The 17,529-nt window shown below is 59.7% G+C and carries 14 protein-coding genes; 4 read left to right on the forward strand and 10 right to left on the reverse strand.

All coding sequences use genetic code 11. The features are described 5' to 3' along the window. The first annotated feature begins 33 nt into the window (after window positions 1-33). Window positions 34-1,161 (forward strand): sensor histidine kinase, encoded by a 1,128-nt coding sequence (locus ACNYC6_RS10585; protein WP_419712253.1) that lies wholly within the window; start codon window positions 34-36, stop codon window positions 1,159-1,161. A gap of 230 nt (window positions 1,162-1,391) precedes the next feature. Here the strand turns inward: ACNYC6_RS10585 and ACNYC6_RS10590 are convergent, their stop codons facing one another. Both ACNYC6_RS10590 and ACNYC6_RS10595 read right to left on the reverse strand, forming a co-directional pair. Then, on the reverse strand, window positions 1,392-1,697 hold the full coding sequence (locus ACNYC6_RS10590; protein ID WP_419712254.1) for a chaperone modulator CbpM: 306 nt from the start codon (window positions 1,695-1,697) through the stop codon (window positions 1,392-1,394). A gap of 23 nt (window positions 1,698-1,720) precedes the next feature. Further along, the gene (locus tag ACNYC6_RS10595; RefSeq protein WP_419712255.1) at window positions 1,721-2,665 is read right to left on the reverse strand and encodes a DnaJ C-terminal domain-containing protein; all 945 of its coding nucleotides are present in this window, start codon (window positions 2,663-2,665) and stop codon (window positions 1,721-1,723) included. 297 nt (window positions 2,666-2,962) lie between these two features. Between ACNYC6_RS10595 and ACNYC6_RS10600 the strand changes: the two genes are divergently transcribed. Beyond that, the gene (locus tag ACNYC6_RS10600; RefSeq protein ID WP_419712256.1) at window positions 2,963-4,237 is read left to right on the forward strand and encodes an Hsp70 family protein; all 1,275 of its coding nucleotides are present in this window, start codon (window positions 2,963-2,965) and stop codon (window positions 4,235-4,237) included. Between the two features lie 55 nt (window positions 4,238-4,292). On the opposite strand, the gene ACNYC6_RS10605 is transcribed toward ACNYC6_RS10600, so the two are convergent. From ACNYC6_RS10605 to ACNYC6_RS10620, 4 genes are all read right to left on the reverse strand, one after another. Then, window positions 4,293-5,306 carry an AI-2E family transporter gene (locus tag ACNYC6_RS10605; RefSeq protein ID WP_419712257.1) on the reverse strand — a complete coding sequence of 338 codons (1,014 nt, stop codon included), beginning with the start codon at window positions 5,304-5,306 and terminating at the stop codon, window positions 4,293-4,295. Between the two features lie 144 nt (window positions 5,307-5,450). Beyond that, window positions 5,451-5,759 carry a PsiF family protein gene (locus tag ACNYC6_RS10610; protein WP_419712258.1) on the reverse strand — a complete coding sequence of 103 codons (309 nt, stop codon included), beginning with the start codon at window positions 5,757-5,759 and terminating at the stop codon, window positions 5,451-5,453. A 102-nt stretch (window positions 5,760-5,861) separates the two neighbouring features. Beyond that, window positions 5,862-10,334 (reverse strand): dermonecrotic toxin domain-containing protein, encoded by a 4,473-nt coding sequence (locus ACNYC6_RS10615; RefSeq protein WP_419712259.1) that lies wholly within the window; start codon window positions 10,332-10,334, stop codon window positions 5,862-5,864. A gap of 46 nt (window positions 10,335-10,380) precedes the next feature. Then, on the reverse strand, window positions 10,381-11,163 hold the full coding sequence (locus tag ACNYC6_RS10620) for an AraC family transcriptional regulator (RefSeq protein WP_419712260.1): 783 nt from the start codon (window positions 11,161-11,163) through the stop codon (window positions 10,381-10,383). Between the two features lie 96 nt (window positions 11,164-11,259). Here ACNYC6_RS10620 and ACNYC6_RS10625 point away from each other — a divergent pair, with 96 nt between their 5' ends. Then, entirely contained in the window at window positions 11,260-12,150 is an 891-nt protein-coding gene (locus ACNYC6_RS10625; protein ID WP_419712261.1) for a DMT family transporter, read from the forward strand. An 8-nt stretch (window positions 12,151-12,158) separates the two neighbouring features. On the opposite strand, the gene ACNYC6_RS10630 is transcribed toward ACNYC6_RS10625, so the two are convergent. From ACNYC6_RS10630 to ACNYC6_RS10640, 3 genes are all read right to left on the reverse strand, one after another. Next, window positions 12,159-13,049 carry a lipase family alpha/beta hydrolase gene (locus ACNYC6_RS10630; RefSeq protein ID WP_419712262.1) on the reverse strand — a complete coding sequence of 297 codons (891 nt, stop codon included), beginning with the start codon at window positions 13,047-13,049 and terminating at the stop codon, window positions 12,159-12,161. A 107-nt stretch (window positions 13,050-13,156) separates the two neighbouring features. Further along, window positions 13,157-13,462: a DMT family transporter gene (locus tag ACNYC6_RS10635; protein ID WP_416130089.1), complete on the reverse strand. Its 306-nt coding sequence runs from the start codon at window positions 13,460-13,462 to the stop codon at window positions 13,157-13,159. Beyond that, a complete protein-coding gene (locus ACNYC6_RS10640) occupies window positions 13,463-14,101 on the reverse strand; it encodes an FMN-dependent NADH-azoreductase (RefSeq protein ID WP_419712263.1) in 639 nt (212 codons plus the stop codon). A 131-nt stretch (window positions 14,102-14,232) separates the two neighbouring features. Between ACNYC6_RS10640 and ACNYC6_RS10645 the strand changes: the two genes are divergently transcribed. After that, entirely contained in the window at window positions 14,233-15,177 is a 945-nt protein-coding gene (locus ACNYC6_RS10645) for a LysR substrate-binding domain-containing protein (RefSeq protein WP_419712264.1), read from the forward strand. A 28-nt stretch (window positions 15,178-15,205) separates the two neighbouring features. On the opposite strand, the gene ACNYC6_RS10650 is transcribed toward ACNYC6_RS10645, so the two are convergent. Then, window positions 15,206-17,281: an AsmA family protein gene (locus ACNYC6_RS10650; RefSeq protein ID WP_419712265.1), complete on the reverse strand. Its 2,076-nt coding sequence runs from the start codon at window positions 17,279-17,281 to the stop codon at window positions 15,206-15,208. Window positions 17,282-17,529 lie beyond the last annotated feature (248 nt).

Below are 17,529 nucleotides of genomic sequence, written 5' to 3' on the forward strand. Positions count from 1 at the left end.
GCTGCCCCCGCGTTTCATGCTCAGGTAACCGCCATGCGTCTTTCCGGGTTCATCGTCAAAAACGTTGACCGCATCGTCGATGAGTGGGAGCTGTTCGCCAAAACCATCACCCCGGCTGCCGAGACCATGGACAGCCCCGAGCTGCGCGACCATGCGCGCTCGATCCTGCTGGCGGCAGCGCGAGACATGAGCAAACCCCAGAGCCCCGGTGAGCAAGCGGCCAAGGCGCGCGGCGAAGGCCCGGAAAAAACCCCGAGCCTGGATGAAGCCGGCGCCAGCCATGGCGAACTGCGACACACCGTGGGTTTCGACCTGGTGCAGATGACCAGCGAATTCCGTCATTTACGGGCGTGCGTGATTCGCTTGTGGGTCAACAGCCTCGAATCCCCGGACATGGCCTACTTTCAGGACATGATCCGTTTCAATGAAGCCATCGACGAGGCTCTGTCCGAGTCCACCGCGGCCTACGCCGAACGGGTCAATCGCTCGCGTGACATCTTCCTCGCCATCCTCGGCCACGACCTGCGTTCGCCCCTGCAAGCCGTGAGCATGTCCACGGAAATGCTATTGCGTAAGGTCGCCCTCGAAGACGATGCGTTGAAGTGTGCCATCAACATAAAACGCGGCACCCGGCACATGACGATGATGGTCAACGATTTGCTGGAACTGGTGCGCAGCCGCCTGGGCAAAAGCCTGCCGATCGAGCCCATCCCCATGGACCTGACCGACGCCGCACAGGAAGCCATTGCCCGAGCGTGTGCCGCGCAGCCCGAATGCGATCCGACGCTGGACATCCTGGGCGATACCAGGGGCGTGTGGGACCCGCGGCGTCTGGACCAGATGCTGCAAAACCTGATCGGTAATGCGTTGCAGCATGGCTCGGACAAGCATGAAGTGAGCTTGACGCTCAGGGGCGCAGCAGACAGCGTCCAACTGACCGTACACAACGACGGCATACCAATCCCCGCCGACGCGATCCCGACGATTTTTGACCCCTTGGTGCGCAGCGCCAGCGAAGAACTCGGCGAACCCACCACCAGCCTTGGGTTGGGGTTGTTTATCGTCAAAGAAGTGGTGGATGCCCATCAGGGGACGATTGAGGTCAGCTCGAATGAGGCTGACGGCACGCTGTTTACCGTGGTGTTGCCGAGGAAAGTGTGAGGCTTGTGACCGCGTTATCGTTCATCGCCAGCAGGGCTGGCTCCCACAGGGGAACGCGGTCAACTGTAGGAGCGAGCCTGCTCGCGATCGCGCCAGATCAGGCACCTTGGAAACCCTTCACTACCCGTTCTGATCGCTCCCAACCTTTCGCCGCCCGAGTAGAAATTCAATGCAGCCAGCGAAACGTTGAGAGGCTCGCCTTAACCGATACGCCGCCAGCACCCAGATAGCTACTCCACCACCAACCGCCCCAACCGCTGCTTCAACATCCGGTTCTCCGCCCGCAGTTGCTGGACCTCTTCAAGCAGGTCCAACGCCAGGGCGACGCCTTCCCACTCCAGGTCCAGGTCGCGCCGCAACTTGGCGGCGCGTTTGGCCAGGGTCAACTCGTAATCGGTGAAACGCCAATCCCTGGGCACGGCACCCTGAGGTTCGAGGATGCCGTGCTCGACGATTTCGATCACGTAGACGTCCGACAAATCGGTCGCCTCACAGAATTCGGCCAGGTCCAGTTGAACGATCAGGGGGTTGCTCATGACGGGCTACTCCGTGTCTTGAATCAGAAGTTTTCTCTCGGGTCGAATGCCGCTTTTTTCGCCAGTTCCTGCCACAAGGCCTTGATGTCATCGTCCGATTTTTTCGGCATGACCGCCTTCAATTGCACGAACAGGTAACCGCGCTCACCCGCCTTGTTCAGCAAACCGTGGCCCTTGGCGCGCATGCGCTGGCCGTTCTGGCTGCCGGCCGGAACCTTGAGGTTGATCTTGCCGGTCAGGGTCGGTACCGCGACTTCAGCGCCCAACGCCAGCTCCCACGGGGCCAGCGGCAGGGTGATGATCAGGTTTTCGCCTTCGACGTCGAACTTCGGGTGCGGTGCAAAACGGATCGTCAGGTACAAGTCGCCATTGGCGCCGCCGCCCACGCCCGGAGCACCCTGGCCCTTGAGGCGGATACGCTCGCCGTCGGTCACACCGGCCGGGATTTTCACGTTCAGGCTTTTCGGGGTATTGCTGACGTGCTGGCCGGCCGCGTTGTATTGCGGCACCTGGAAGGTGACTTTCTTCGATTCGTTCGAGAGGGTCTCTTCGAGAAAGATCCCAAGTTCCATTTCCACGTCTTGCCCTCGACGCCCGGTACTGCGACGCGACTCTGCCCCACCAAAACCAGGGCCACGGTTACCGAAGATCGAACTGAAGAAGTCCGAGAAATCGCCGGTATCCTGACCACCGCCACCGAAACCGCCACGGCTCTGCCAGCCCGGTGGTCCCTGGAACGGTTGGCCATGCTGGCCATAGCGGCGCAAATCGTCGTACTCGGCGCGCTTGTCGGCGCTTTTCAGCGCTTCATAGGCTTCAGAGGCATCCTTGAACTTGGCCTCGGCGTCCTTTTCCTTGCTGACGTCGGGGTGGTATTTGCGCGCCAGCTTGCGATAGGCGGCCTTGATCGCCTTGTCGTCTGCCGTCGGCTCCACACCGAGAATCTTGTAATAGTCTTTGAAGTCCATCGCTCGAATCACCATCCGTTATCGAAGTCGCGCCACCTGCCACAGCATGCGCCTGTTTGCAGCGCAGGGCTTGACCGATCTCAGGGTTGTGACCGGGCAGCGCATCAGAAGTTTATCGGCAGCAGGCGAGGCGACTTGCGGTCGCGACGCGGCTGTCCGGTTGATGCAGGGTAGTTTGGGGGTGATGGCGCGTCTTTCAAGGCGTCGAGCGGCAAGATTTAGCGGATAACCGGCCTTCGATTCTGTGCCGCACTGGCATACACTGCGCGGCCGTTTTTTAACCGGAACTTGAAAGACATGAACAACGCCTCTCCAGCCCGTGCCGTTGGTATCGATTTTGGCACGTCCAACTCCACCGTCGGCTGGCTGCGCCCCGGTGTGGAAACGCTGATTGCGCTGGAAGACGACAAGATCACCCTGCCCTCGGTGGTCTTCTTCAACCTCGAAGAACGCCGCCCGGTGTACGGCCGTCTGGCGCTGCACGAGTACCTGGAAGGCTACGAAGGCCGCCTGATGCGCTCGCTCAAGAGCCTGCTGGGCTCCAAGCTGATCAAACACGACACCAGCGTTCTTGGCACGGCGATGCCGTTCAAGGACCTGCTCGGGCTGTTCATCGGCCAGCTCAAGAGCCGCGCCGAAGCCGCCGCCGGTCGGGAATTCGAAGAAGTGGTGCTGGGTCGCCCGGTGTTTTTTGTCGACGATGATCCGCTGGCCGACAAAGAAGCCGAAGACACCCTGGTGGATGTAGCGCGCAAGATCGGTTTCAAGGAAGTCTCGTTCCAGTTCGAACCGATTGCTGCCGCGTTCGACTACGAGTCGACCATCGAGAAAGAAGAGCTGGTGCTGATCGTCGACATCGGCGGTGGTACGTCGGACTTCTCGCTGGTGCGCCTGTCGCCGGAGCGTCGCGGTGTGGATAACCGCCACGACGACATCCTGGCCACCGGTGGCGTGCACATCGGCGGGACCGACTTCGACAAACAGCTGAGCCTGCAAGGCCTGATGCCGCTGTTCGGCTACGGCAGCCGCATGAAGAGCGGCGCCTACATGCCCACCAGCCACCACATGAACCTGGCGACCTGGCACACCATCAACTCGGTGTACTCGCAGAAGTCGCAACTGGCCCTGGGCAGCATGCGCTACGACATCGAAGACACCGGCGGCATCGATCGCCTGTTCAAGCTGATCGAACAGCGCGCCGGGCACTGGCTGGCGATGGAAGTCGAAGAAACCAAGATCCAGCTGACGCACGCCGACAGCCGCCACGTACCGCTGGACCGCATTGAAACCGGGCTTAGCGTGGACCTGGGTCGTGCGCTTTTCGAATCGGCCATCGACAGTCTGCTGGAACGCGTGCGCAACAGCGTGACTCAGCTGTTGGCAGATGCCGACGTGCGAGTCGATCAGGTCGATACGGTGTTCTTCACCGGCGGTTCCAGCGGCATTCCGGCGCTGCGCAACAGCGTTTCGGCGATGCTGCCGAATGCGCGGCATGTGGAAGGGAATATCTTCGGCAGTATCGGCAGCGGTTTGGCGATTGAGGCGGCGAAGCGTTACGGTTCGATGGGCTGAGCAGATCTCTGTGGCGAGGGAGTTGCTCCCTCCCCACAATCAGATCAATAGCACATCAAACCATCCCCACCTGCTTCAACTCGCTCTTCAGATACGCGTAATAAATCGGCCCTGCCACCACCCCCGGCAGGCCGAACGCGGCCTCGAACACCAGCATCGCCAACAGCAACTCCCACGACTTGGCACTGATCTGCCCGCCGACGATGCGCGCGTTGAGAAAGTATTCGAGCTTGTGGATAACAATCAGGTAACCCAGCGCCGCAATCGCCACCCAAATCGACAGCGACAGGCCGACGATGGTGATCAGGGTGTTCGACATCAGGTTGCCGATCACCGGCAACAGCCCGAGCAGGAACGTCAGGACGATCAGGGTCTTGGTCAGCGGGAGCTTGATGCCAAACATCGGCAACACCACCGCGAGGAAGATCCCGGTGAAGAAGGTGTTGAGCAGGGAAATCTTGATCTGCGCGAACACGATGTTGCGGAAGGCCTGGACCAGCAGGTGCAGGCGATCGAACAGTGCCGCAGCCAATGGTTTGCGCTTGGTCAGGTCCGGAATTCGCTGCAAGGCGATGATCGCGCCGAGCACCATGCCGATCAGCAGCGTCACGAACATGTGCGCCGCGTCCTTGCCCACCAGTTGCAAGTCGCTGAGGTGCTTGCTGATCCATTCGCCAATCGCTACGCGAAACTCAGCGGCACTGGCCGGCAGATAGGCATCGATGAACGGCGGCAGTTGCCCGCGCGCGCGATCGACCACGCCCATGAACTTGTCGAGGGACGCACCGGGGTTTTCCGCTTCGTGCAGCAGGAAGCTGATGGCGCCGGCAAAGATCAGCGTCAACACGCTGACAATCAACGTCCCCAGCAACGCCACCGCCAGCCAGCGCGCACGCCGGCCTTCGATCAACCGCTGCAATTGCGGGGTGAGCATGTTGACCAGTTCGAACACCAGCAGCCCGGCCAGCAGACTGGGCAGCAACCGCAGCGGTATCACCAGCAGCAGTCCGCCAAAAATGATGACCCAGCTGATGACCAGCAAAACTTGGCGTTGAGAAAACGTTGGCATACAGCCTCAAAGCGAACGGCGTAAAAGGATTGGCAGTCTGCCAGCGATCCGGTGTCAGCACTAGGGATTGTGTGGGGCGACCTTGGTCGGGGGTTAAGGCTTTTTTGCAGCGCCTCAACCGCCCCCACCATTTCAGCTGAGTGTTTATTTTTTCTTCAGGCAATCACTCATGAACGCCTTGCGCTCATCGCCCTTCAGGGCCTTGGTGGCCGCATCGGCATTGCAGGTTTTCATTTTCTGTTGCTGCGGGGTCAAAGCGGTGCCGGCATCGTTGGCTGCCGGGGTGGCCTTGAGGCAATTGCTCATGAAGGCTTTGCGCTCATCGCCCTTGAGGGTTTTTGCAGTCGCCTCGGCGTTGCAGGTGGTCATCTTGTTCTGTTGGTCAGTGGCGGCGAAGCTTTGCGAACAGAGCAGCAAACCGATCATCAACAAAGGGGCACGCATTATCTTCATGGAGCTGTCTCCTTGTCGCCGCACCGAGAGGTGCGGCATTCACCCAGAGTGTAGTCAAACCTTGTTACACCTTCCTCCAGCCGCCGATGATCATTCGGCCCGTCATGCACCGGCGGACTGTTGCTCCAGCAGGCTCTTGAATGCCTGCTGATATTCTTGCCAGGCGGACAGGCGCTTTTCGATCACGGACCCAGGCAATCGCTCGAACGATACCCCGACTTCCCCAGGCAGACCGTAGCGTGTTCCCAACGCCTTCAATGAAGTGAATTGAGCATATGCCCCCGACTTGTACAGTTTGTTCATTTTTATCTGCCTGATGGTGTTGTCCCGGGAAACTTCCGGCAGCGCCGCCCGCCCCGCCGGCACATCATTGATAAAGACAAAGTCCGGACTGGCGGGGCCTGGCTCAAGGGTTGCCAGCGGCGGCAGTTCGAACTCGAAATAACCATTGTCCGCCGTATGGGCGACAGGAAACTCCGGCCAGGAATCAGCAACGACCAGTTGCTGGAGATTGCTCAAGTCATCGCCGATCACCACATATTGATGGTCGAAAGCTGTGGCTTTGACGAGATGAACCCGCGAGCTTCTCGGTTGGCTGGCCAGCAGCGCGAAGGTCACTTTCGAGTTTTCCGAACAGTTTCCACCCTTGATTTCAATGGCTTTGCGCGCATGTTCCGCGATTGTCATCTGCGCGGTAAATTGACCTTCCTGAAGATCCAGCCCTCGCAATCCCTTGATTTTCGCGATCGCAGAACCGCCGTTTTCCCAGATGCCCGGCAACTGGTTGCCCGATAAAGGCAACAGTTCTCTGGCCCGATAAATCGCGCGTTGCGCCTGACGCAGGTTGGCCATGACCTGAGGCGACACTTCGGTGGGCTGTCCTGGCGCTGATACACCCGATCCAAGCGCATCGGCATACTGCTGCAACGCAACCCATGGCTCACTGGACGGCGCGGCGTTATCCCTGACCGCCTGTTGCAGCGCCTGATACTCATCGAGACGCCCGGTTTGCTCGAGATCACGCGCGCGCGCCCCCAGATTGCGCTCGGACTCCGTGAGCGGTACCAAGCCGTCCTCGGTGAACAACCGCTCGAGCAATGCCTCGTACTGTTCAGCCGACATCAGCGTTTTCAGGTCCGGTAATACTTCGATGCTTTTCACCGCTCGCTGGTTGGCCTCGAAGCCCTCGGTGTTCGCCTTCGCAAGCCCATCCCAGAGTGCGCCCCAGCAATCGTAGGACAAGCTCTCGCCCATCAACTTCAGCCCGCGCAGGTAGTTGTATCGTTCTATCGAGGGGATGCTTGGATGAAACGCTCCGTTGACGAACTCCTGGTAGCGTTGCTCGACGTCCTGCAGTTGCGCGACCTCACCGGTCACGGTGGGAGACCCTCCACGCAGGCGCATGATCGCCGGATCGAATGCCGAATTTTTTAGCGCCGGCAGGTCGCCAAGAACACTCGGCAAGCGGTACGGTTTCAGGGCATGGTCGCGTAATGCCGCCTTCAGGATCGGGCCTTGGCCGATATGCATCTGCAACGCATCCCGCTCGGCATCGGGCAATGCCTGCAAGATCGAGGTAAACAAATCACTGCCTGAATGCAGGGACTCTCCATGCTCGTCACAGGCCTGGAACACTCCGTTTTCGCTCACGACAAGCGTACGTCGAATCGCCGCGTCATCTCGGCCGATGCTGTCCAGCTTCAGACCGTCGAGGCTGTAGAGACGGAGTTCGATCCGGACATCGGCGTTCCAGCCAGGCAGGTTTTCCAGCGAATGCAGGGCCAGGGCGTTGAAGTCCCGACTGTCGACCGAGTCCAGATAGAAGCCCTCATAGGCCCGACTGATCCGCACGTCCCTGAGCGCCCATTTCGCAAAACCTTCCAGTCGCTCGGGAAGCCTGCGCATCTTGAGCGCCTGCAACTCCTCCGGACGAGCCAGTGCCACCAGTTCCTGGGCGACGATAGCGGGCAGCCCTGCCACCTCGTCCTGGATGACCCGGGCTTCGAAACTAGCGGCTCGCTCGATGCCTCGGTAGCGAGTGTAGAACAACGAGGCCTTGCGCTGATCTGCCCGTTGCGCGAGCTGCATCCTGACACGCTCGGCACTCTTGTCGCGGCTGCCGAGCGGCGCATGGGTTTCATCACCCAGCAGTTGTCGGACTTCGTCGTCATCGAGAAACGACAACAAAGTGTCGATCAGATCGGTGTTCGCCAGTCGGTCCGCCTGGATGGACACAGGTTCTGCCCCGGACCCGATGGCGTACAGAACCTGTCCATCGGCCCCCACGAGCTCAATCGCCCGGCCGGGCCACAAACCGTCCAGCAGTTGAAACTGCCAAAGCGCATCGGCCTGCAGGTAATCCTGCGCATGGGTGCTGCCGATGTTGCGGATGAATGTGTGAATATCCCGGTCGATCTGGAAGCGGGTCACCGTATCGCTCAGCAACGGAATCGCCCGCTCGTTATCGGCGTACATGCGTACAAGCGCCCCAAGGTCGGCGCGGCTGACGGAGCGAATGTCGCCAAGCCGGTCCGTCAAGCCGTCCACCGAGGGACCAAGTCGCTTGATCAACTTATCGGCATCCCAGGTGTGAGGTTGTTCACCCTCGATCACAAACGCGCCCGTACCGTTACTCTCCGCCAGCGGCTGGTAAGCCTCGGGTCGAGTCGGATGCTGCACGCGATGTTTGCCGGTTCGCGAATCGAGCGTGAGTTCGAAATGGTGACCGTCCAGCGGCAGAATCTGCTTGCCCTGATGTTGATGCAGGCCATAAGCGTCAGGCTTGGAGTCCGCGGCCAGACGCAGGTTCTGTCGCTGATAGGGCCGCAGGTTTTGCCCCCATAACCGCTGCTCGCCGTTTCTTAGCATGACGGGGCGGGCACCTTCGAGGAACGACGACAGCCCGGGCTTCACCGCTTGAGCGAAAATAAACCCGCCAGCGGCAAAGGTGCCCAACTGAATCACGTTTTCAGCAACGCCGATCAAGTGCTCCGCCGCCTCCAGGTACTCGCCCTCGGCGAGCTCAACAACGCCCTCAACCACCCCGTCGACGAGTTGATAGACCATATACCCCATCATGGCCTCCCCAAGCACCGGCACGAACGGGGTCACGATGAGCAAGGCAACCTGCAGGATGTCGGAGAGCATTTTTTCCAGGTTTTCAATCCAGGCCCAGCGTGCGGCGCTGTCCGCATCGGCAGTGGTCACCGCCAGCGCGCGCCCGTCGGCCAGGATCTTGTCCACCTGACACTCGTAGAGATAAATCCAGGGATCGTCGTGATGGTGACTGGCGATATCACTTTCGAAGGACACTGGGGCGAACCGCAGATCAGGGTGTTCCACTTGGGTCTCACGCCAAGCGGGTAAATTGGAGCCCGGTTGCACGCCGTGATAGGTGACTTGCACCAGGCTGGCGTTGAGCGCGGCGAAAAAATGTCCACGTTGCCCATGATCCACGAATCGACTGAAAAACGCCTGGTAGCTCGTCGGGGCGGAAGCGGAGCCCTGCTTGTCACCTCGTAATTGGCGAGTCAGTTCACGCGCGAACTCGACCGTCGAGGCGTACTCTTTCAGCGGATGCTCGGGATCGTGCGGTACATAAGCAATAACGCGTCGGACATCCGCACCGGGAGTGTCAAGATCGGCGGCGATCAGCACAATGCCGCTCAAGCGGGTGCCCAGCATGCTCAAGTGGTAATAGCGAACGGGACCGCCATCGAATATCAGCCCCTTTTTGTTCCGAACCATGTGCAACACAGTCAGGTAGGCCGCAGACCCGATGTCTTTCTTCATCAACGCCAGATGTGCGGCGGCTTTCATAGCGCTTTTCTGACTATCGACGATGCGATGCTGCACGACTGCCCGGACCATGGCATCTTCGGGAATCAGATAACTTTCCAGATGTTTTTTATACTGGGTGCCGATATCCAGAGATCGGCACAGCGCCTTGAACTGCTCGACTGTCATACCCAGGTCTTTAATTTCAAACTGTCCGCCCTCGTCGGGTTTGCCAGTCAATACCGAGTCAGCACTAAACACTTCACCTTCGGCAAAATTGTGCAGCGAAGCGTTAAGCATAGAAACAGTTCGACTGCTGACACCACCCGTGACTTTAAATGCCCAAGGTGATGTTTTAGCCGTGGAATACAAGCGTAGGTAAGTTTTACGAACATCGACTACAACACCGTACTGTTCATGAATAGCCTGAGTCAGTATGGGTTGGGCGAAGGATTCAACGTCCTGCAGATTGCCGAGCATCCGATCGACTGTATTCTGGGCATTCCAGCCCGCCTGCGTGGCGCCTTTCGCGGCCAGGTGCTCGGTAGGGGACGCCGTTTTGTGCCATTCGGAAACAACTTTGGGGGTGTTGCGCAAATCAGCCATCCGCTGAAGAGAGGAATTGACAATCCAGTCGGGAATGGCACCTTTTATAAAATCAAAGTGAATACTGTTTTCATGCTCAATATCAGAAACGCTCGAAACACTCTCCGTTTTCAACAATAAACTTTTCACAACAATTACCTGCAAACCTTGATAAAGAGTATCGAAGCCTACAGCCCCCAATCCTGCGCCCATGAAGTTAATTTCGGATAATGCTGTATGAAATATCTTAATCAGATCGTTAAAATAGTTTGTTACGCCGATAGTAGTCAGGTGAACAACCCGCTTGACGCTGGAACATCGCAATAAATGCCGACGCCGTGCTGTAACCCATGTCGAAGGCAACTTCCTGAATACTGCGATGGCTGTCCAGCGCTTCAATCGCCGCCAGAAATCGCAGACGCTGGCGCCATTCCCCGAAACTCATGCCTAACTCACGGACAAACTGCCGGGCCAGGGTCCGTTCGCTGACGTGAACCTGCGCCGCCCAATGCGCCAAAGGCCGATTGTCATCAGGTGCGGCTTGCAGGGCCTCGCAGATACCCAACAGTCCCGGCGTGCTGGCGTAGGGCAGGTAACACTCATGCACCGGCGCCTGTTGCAACTGGTCTACCAGAACCTGGGCCAGGCGTTTATCGGCGGCCCGCTCGGGAATTTTTACGTCACGGACGGCGAAGTCCTTGAGGATCGCCTTGAGAATGTCACTGATGGCGAGCGTGCAGGCCTGTTTTGGCAGATCCTCACAGACCGCCGGCGCCAGACAAACGGCACGGTAATTGATCGGCTGATGGCTGTAGAAACTGTGCTCGATTTCGGGTGGCACCCACACGGCGTATTGCGGCGGCGACATGAAACGACTGCCGTCGACATCCATGTGCAACACCCCGTGCGCCGCATACTCCAGTGTGCCCCAGGGATGCCGGTGCGCCGAGGCGTATTCGTGGGTGTCGAAGTCGGCGTACCGAAAGTACACCGGGGCCGGCAGTTCGCTGAAATCCAGCAGGTCAATGTGTTTACGGGTCATGCTGTCCGGAATCAAGGGCGGTTTGTCTGGATCGAAGTATAGACCTGCATCCAGACAGGGGATAATTGCCCCTCATTAACGTTCTGGTTTTTCCCGATGCAATACGCTTATCCCTTGCTGGCCATTTTTATCTGGGCCGGCAACACCGTGATCACCAAAATGTCGGCCGGGGCGATCTTCCCCGCCGAGATCGGTTTCTACCGCTGGCTGCTCGCCGGTTTGTTGTTCACGCCTTTCATGCTCAAACCGGTGATCGCTCACTGGCCGCAGATTCGCTCGAACCTGGGCAAGATTTTCATCCTCGGCGTGCTTGGCATGGCGGTCTATCAAAGCCTGGCGTATTTCGCCGCGGCCCTGACCACGGCCACCAACATGGGCATCATCCTGTCGTTGATGCCGTTGATGTCGCTGGCCATGGCGATCATCAGCCTCGGCCAGCGTCTGACCGCGGGTGCGCTGGCCGGTGCAGTGCTGTCGTTCGCCGGGGTATTGGTGGTGGTTTCGTCCGGCAGTCTCAGTGTGTTGCTGGAGCACGGGGTGAACCTGGGCGACGCGATGATGCTGGTGGCGACGCTGGCTTACGCGGTCTACAGCACCCTGCTGAAAAAATGGCAGCTGAAGTTGCCGCCGCTGGTGTTGTTGTATTTGCAGGTGCTGGTGGCGGTGGTGGTGTTATTTCCGCTGTTTCTCGCCTCGCCGAAAATCGGCCCGACTTTGCAGAATATTCCGCTGGTGTTGTACGCCTGTTTGCTGGCCTCAATGGTCGCGCCATTGGCGTGGATGCAAGCAGTCGTGCGCTTGGGGCCGAGCCGCACCGTGCTGTTTTTCAATTTGCTGCCGTTGATTACCGCGCTGATTGCGGCGGTGGTGCTGCATGAGCAATTGGCGATGTATCACCTGGTGGGCGGGGTGTTGACGTTGGGTGGGGTAGTGCTTTCGGAGCGTTGGACCACGGTGTTGGGCGGTAAGGCTCGCGCGATCATTTGATCCGGAGCTTACAAACCCGCCGCATTCAACCGAGCCGCATGCTCGACAAACAACCGAATCGGCTCGGCGCCCTTCCCCACCAGCCCCAACGACTGGTTGACGATGTCGAAGTGATCCAGCGGAAACTCATCGCCAATCACCGTCCCCAGGTGCGAGCTGTAGCGCCCGACCATCCCGTCGCAGTGTCCCGCCTCACGGACGAACGTCCTGGCGAACAACCGGCAACTGCGGTTGGTGCCATCGAGCAGGTTGCGTCCGCGATCGGTCTTGCCCGGTTGCAGGGTTCCGGACCAAGAGTAATAACGCACACCGTTGACCTCTTCCGGCCCGTGCCCGCCCCAGGTCTCGGGCAGTCCTTGTGGATAACGCTGGTTGAACAACGCCACGCCTTCGGAAGTGAGGGAATGATGGGACGCATGGATATCCACTGGCAGCTTCGGTCCGTGATAACCGGTGTCCAGCAGGCACATCAGCGCGTTGACCATGCGTAACAAAAAGCTCAGTAGCCGCCCCTTGGCACTGTCGTGGGGATAGTGCTTGTGCAGGTAATCGGCCAGTTCCGAACCGTGATTCGGTCCCGCCACCGAGGTCACCGAGGCCACCAGGTCCGGCCGCTTGGCTGCCGCATATCGCGCCGTCAACGAGCCTTGGCTGTGGCCGATCAGGTTGACCTTCTCGGCCCCGGTTTCGCGCAGAATCGCTTCGATCCGCGCCAGCAACTGCTCGCCGCGCACTTCACTGGAGTTCAGCGGTGAAACCTGCACCGCAAACACGATGGCGCCGCCACGGCGCAACGCGTCAACGATCCCGTACCAGTACGGATAAAGCACCAAACGGATGAACCCGAGCATTCCCGGGACCAGCACCAGTGGATAGCGCGGGGCAGAACCTTGCGACATGGGCGGACATCCTTGTGATCGAGAAGTGACGCAAGGCGGGATGCAAGACATCCGCCAAGCATCGCCAGCGAAGATGACAACTCGACGACCAGTCTATGACATCCGCCCTACTTCAGCCCGACGACCCCCGCCACGATCAGCCCGACCGACAATAACTTGACCGCCGTCAGGCTTTCCCCCAACAACGCAAACCCGAGAAACACCGTGCCCAGCGACCCGATGGCGGTCCAGATCGGATAGGCGATGCTCACCGGCAACTCGCGCATGGCCAGGGTCAGGAAGTAAATCCCGCCCACTGCTGCCACGACAGTGATCAGCGACGGCCAGAGCCGGGTGAAGCCTTCGGCGTACTTCATGCCCATGGCGAACGTGACTTCAAACCCGGCGGCGATCAGCAGAAACAGCCAGGCCACTTAGAACGCCCTGGCCAGCGCGAGTAAGCGCTGTTCAGCCTCGGCAGCGGAAACTGCGAAAGTGCGCGCCTCGGACTCTTCGCCCTCGGCGGCGACCACGGTGATATCGGTGATGCCGATGAAACCCAACGCCGTGCGCAGCAATGGATCGGCATGATTCATGGCCTCCAGCTCGCCGCCCGGACCAAAACCGAAGCCGCCACGACTGGTGACGATCAATGCCTTTTTACCGTGCACCAGCGGTTCGTACTGGGCCACGCCGTTGTCCAGGGAGTGATTGAAAGTCAGGCCGAGCCGCACAATTTGATCGATCCAGGCCTTCAAGCCGCTGGGTACGCTGAAGTTGTGCATCGGCGTGGAAATCACCAGCAGGTCATGGCCGAGCAACTCGCCGACCAGTTCATCGCTGAACGCCAAATCGGCTTGCATCGACAAGGGACGGGCCTCGGGTTCGGGATAAAACGCGGCGGCCACAAACGCTTCGTTGACCGGCGCAATCAATGCCCGCCCGACTTCACGGCGGGTCAGTTGCGCATGCGGATGACGCGTCTGCAACGCCGAGAGAAACACCTCGGCCAACCGGCGGGAATGGGAACGCTCACCTCGTGGACTGGCATGAACAGCAAGAATTTTACTCATCTGAATCTCCTCAAGGACTAAACTCAAACTGCTTGTGGCTTGTGGCTTGTGGCTTGTGGCTTGCAGCTTGAAGCTCGTAGCCCTTGCTCTTCAAATGAGCAAAAATCACTCGGGATGAATTCATTTCATCCATGGAGCATTCAATGTTTGCCTCGTTGCCGCTGACCGCCCTGCGCGCCTTTGAGTCCGCCTCACGCTTGCTGAGCTTCAAGGCTGCCGCCGAAGAACTGGCCGTTACCCCAACGGCGGTGTCGCACCAGATCCGTTCGCTGGAAACCTGGCTCGGCGTGCCGCTGTTCGAGCGCCTGCCCCGCCAGGTGCGCCTGACCGAATGCGGCGAACGGCTGTTCCACAGCCTGCACGGAGCTTTTCTGGAAGTGGCGCAAAGCGTCGACACCCTGAGGCCGCAACGCAGCGGTACACATCTGACGATCTCCACCACCGCAGCCTTCGCCGCCCTGTGGCTGGTGCCACGGCTGGGACGTTTCTACGCCCGCCATCCGAACATCAACGTGCGCCTGGACACCCACTGTGAGGTCATCGACCTGCATCAGGACGCCAGCGTCGATCTGGTGCTGCGCTACAGCCTTGATGATTATCCGAACCTGTATGGGTTGTGCCTGTTCGATGAATCCTTCGGTGTCTACGGCTCACCGGAACAAGTGGCACTGGCGACCCAGCGCACGCCGACGCTGATCAGCGTGCACTGGCACAACTCCAAGCTCTATGCCCACGGCTGGGAGGCGTGGTGCGCTCAGTCCGGCGAGACATGGCTGAACGGCCAACCCGCCGTGCGTGAATACGACGAAGAACATTACGCCCTGCAAGCGGCGATTGCCGGCCAAGGCCTGGTGCTGGCGAGCAATATCCTGGTGTCGGAAAGTGTGGCCAGCGGGTTGCTCTTGCCTTATCGGGGGAATGTGCAGGTGGATGGCGCCGGTTACAGCGCGCTGTGTGTGCCGGGTCGCGAGCGACATCCGCCGGTGCGGGCTTTTTTTGCGTGGCTAGCAGAGGAAGCGTCAGTGTCCGGACTAACACCAGGATCGCAGCCTGCAGGAGAACGCATTCCTCTGTAGGCGTTGCCGCAGGCTGCGATCTTTTGATCTACCGGGTTGGCTTGACCGTCACCGGCGCCTTGCCCGACTTCATCTGTTCCAGCAGCGGCGCGCACTGATTCGGCTCGCCGCCGCTCGGTGCCACCAGCGCCAGCAACCCAGCCGCCGGTGCGGCAATCACCCCCAGCGCAACCATCCCGGCCCCGCGCAACATCAGCGGCACGGCCTTCACGCCGGCGTCGGGCTTGATGAACTTGCCCCGCACGTACAGCGGTGATCGCAGCGAGATCAAGCGCCAGCCCTTGGATTCCGGCGTGATGGTCAGGTCCAGTTGCTCGGTGGCCATGTTCGCGGTGCCATCGATGTAGATGATCGCGTTCTCGGTATCGAAGACGAACAATCGCGTGGTCGCCAGACCGTTCTTGATCTCGAAGTCGGACGCGGCGCAGTTGATCTTCACGTCCTTGTCGCCAAAGATTTTGCCGACCACATAGTTGCCGACGTTCAACCCGGCCAGCTCCATCAACTCGCGGCTGATCGCGCCATCGTTGATCAGCATTTTCAGGTTGCCGTTGGCGCTGCCCAGCAGTTTGGCCACCGAATTGCCGCGACCGGTGATGTCGGCATCGCCATTGAGTTCGCCGAAACTGGTTTTCATCGGTTCGAAGGTGGGGAACAACTGCTTGAGTTTGAAGCCCCGCGCAGTGAGTTTTGCCCGGCCTTCCAAGGGCTCGGTGCGACCGTTCAGGCGAATCTGCGAATCCAGCTTGCCGCCCGCCACGCCAAAGCGCAGCGGTTCAAGGCTGAGCACGCCATCAGTCAGCACCAGGTGCGTGTAGAGATCGTTGAACGGCAGTTTTTCGCTGTGGACAATGCGTTTGCCGGTGAACTCGACGTCGGCGTCCATATCGCGCCAGCGTTCGGTCTTGAACTCTTCGACCGGCAGCACCTTGTCCGCCGGCTGCTTGCTCTCGCCGCCACGGGCCTTTTGCTTGGCATTGGAATCGGCACCGATCAGCGGGGCCAGGTCGGCAAACAGCAGTTGATTGGACAGCAGCGAACCGCTGAGTTTAGGCCGCGGCTGGCCAGCGACGTAGGTCAGGCTACCGTGGATATCACTTTCACCGATCTTGCCGTTGAACGCCTCATAGCGGAACACCGCGCCCGTTGGCTCATGCAGCTTGGCGATCAGGTGACCGTCGGTAGCGTATGGCGGCGTATCCGGCAGGGTCACGCCGGTCAGCGGGTAAAGATTGCCCAGGCTGGCGCCAGCCAGTTTCAGGCGCAGGTCCAAAGCGCCAAGATTCATCGGATCAGTCAGCGTACCGGCCAGTTCGACGCTGGTGTCGGCGATCTTCACCTGCGCCTGCAGCGGGAACGGCCGGGCCGCGTCCTGCAAGGCCAGCAAGCCACCAATCTTGCCCTGACCTGCCAGTTTCTGACCGTGATACTGGCCTTTGACCTTGAGGCCGAACGCGTAGTCCTGTGGTGCAGCGCCCTGCTCCTGCGCGGTTTTCGCCGCTTTGTCACCGACGATCTCGCTGAATGGAATCGGCTTGCCCAACGGGTCGATCAACACGTCGAGTTGAGTCTTCAGGTTCTGGTCGTCGAGGGTGATATGGCCCTTGTCGAAGCCGATCGCGCCGATGTCCAGCACCCAAGGAGAAGGTTCGGCGTTCGGGTCTTTCGGGTCGAACGTGAAGGTCCAGTTGGCGCGACCGTCGGCCAGTCGTTGCAACTCGGCATTGGGTTCAGTGAGGTCGATGCGCGGGATGACGACACGTTGCGCCAGCAAGGCCAATGGCGAAATGCGCAATTCGACACGCTTGAGGCTGGCTATCTGCTGCGACTTCGACCAGTCCGGGTTGCCCAGACTCAGGTCTTCAGCCACCACATGCGGCCACGGCACCCAGGCACGCCAGCCGCCCTCGTCGGGCTCGCGCCGCCACACCACCGCCAGGTTGCCATTGATGGCGAACGGACGGTGCAGCTCTTCGGACACTTTGGTATTGAGGGGTGGTTTGATCCGGTTCCAATCGAAGAACACGATGATCAGCACCAGCACGGCCAGCAGGACAACCAGGCTGCCGAGGGTCCAGGCGAGAATTTTACGGGTGCGCGTCATTGCACAGAGCTCCTGATACGGCTGAGCGCCCCGACCGCGACGCACATGAAAAACGCTGGGCCAGAACCGGCCCGCTATGGAATCTACGACTGAAAAACGGCCCGCAGGTTTAATCCGATGACCGTTTTTCCAACAATCGACAAGTCAATTCATGACTCATCAGTCGCCTTCGGCGTTACCGGCCCCGCACTTTTACGTGGCGCGAGTGAGTCGAAAATACCCACCTCGGTGCAAACGCGCGAGCTTGA

Source organism: Pseudomonas sp. NFX224, from assembly GCF_048565165.1.
Taxonomy (GTDB): domain Bacteria; phylum Pseudomonadota; class Gammaproteobacteria; order Pseudomonadales; family Pseudomonadaceae; genus Aquipseudomonas.

Coding starts and splice junctions, on each gene's coding strand:
- ACNYC6_RS10590 (WP_419712254.1), bottom strand. CDS start 1,697: ATGAGCAACCCCCTGATCGTTCAACTGGACCTGGCCGAATTCTGTGAG.
- ACNYC6_RS10605 (WP_419712257.1), bottom strand. CDS start 5,306: ATGCCAACGTTTTCTCAACGCCAAGTTTTGCTGGTCATCAGCTGGGTC.
- ACNYC6_RS10610 (WP_419712258.1), bottom strand. CDS start 5,759: ATGAAGATAATGCGTGCCCCTTTGTTGATGATCGGTTTGCTGCTCTGT.
- ACNYC6_RS10595 (WP_419712255.1), bottom strand. CDS start 2,665: ATGGACTTCAAAGACTATTACAAGATTCTCGGTGTGGAGCCGACGGCA.
- ACNYC6_RS10585 (WP_419712253.1), top strand. CDS start 34: ATGCGTCTTTCCGGGTTCATCGTCAAAAACGTTGACCGCATCGTCGAT.
- ACNYC6_RS10645 (WP_419712264.1), top strand. CDS start 14,233: ATGGAGCATTCAATGTTTGCCTCGTTGCCGCTGACCGCCCTGCGCGCC.
- ACNYC6_RS10625 (WP_419712261.1), top strand. CDS start 11,260: ATGCAATACGCTTATCCCTTGCTGGCCATTTTTATCTGGGCCGGCAAC.
- ACNYC6_RS10620 (WP_419712260.1), bottom strand. CDS start 11,163: ATGACCCGTAAACACATTGACCTGCTGGATTTCAGCGAACTGCCGGCC.
- ACNYC6_RS10600 (WP_419712256.1), top strand. CDS start 2,963: ATGAACAACGCCTCTCCAGCCCGTGCCGTTGGTATCGATTTTGGCACG.
- ACNYC6_RS10615 (WP_419712259.1), bottom strand. CDS start 10,334: ATGGGCGCAGGATTGGGGGCTGTAGGCTTCGATACTCTTTATCAAGGT.
- ACNYC6_RS10650 (WP_419712265.1), bottom strand. CDS start 17,281: ATGACGCGCACCCGTAAAATTCTCGCCTGGACCCTCGGCAGCCTGGTT.
- ACNYC6_RS10630 (WP_419712262.1), bottom strand. CDS start 13,049: ATGTCGCAAGGTTCTGCCCCGCGCTATCCACTGGTGCTGGTCCCGGGA.
- ACNYC6_RS10640 (WP_419712263.1), bottom strand. CDS start 14,101: ATGAGTAAAATTCTTGCTGTTCATGCCAGTCCACGAGGTGAGCGTTCC.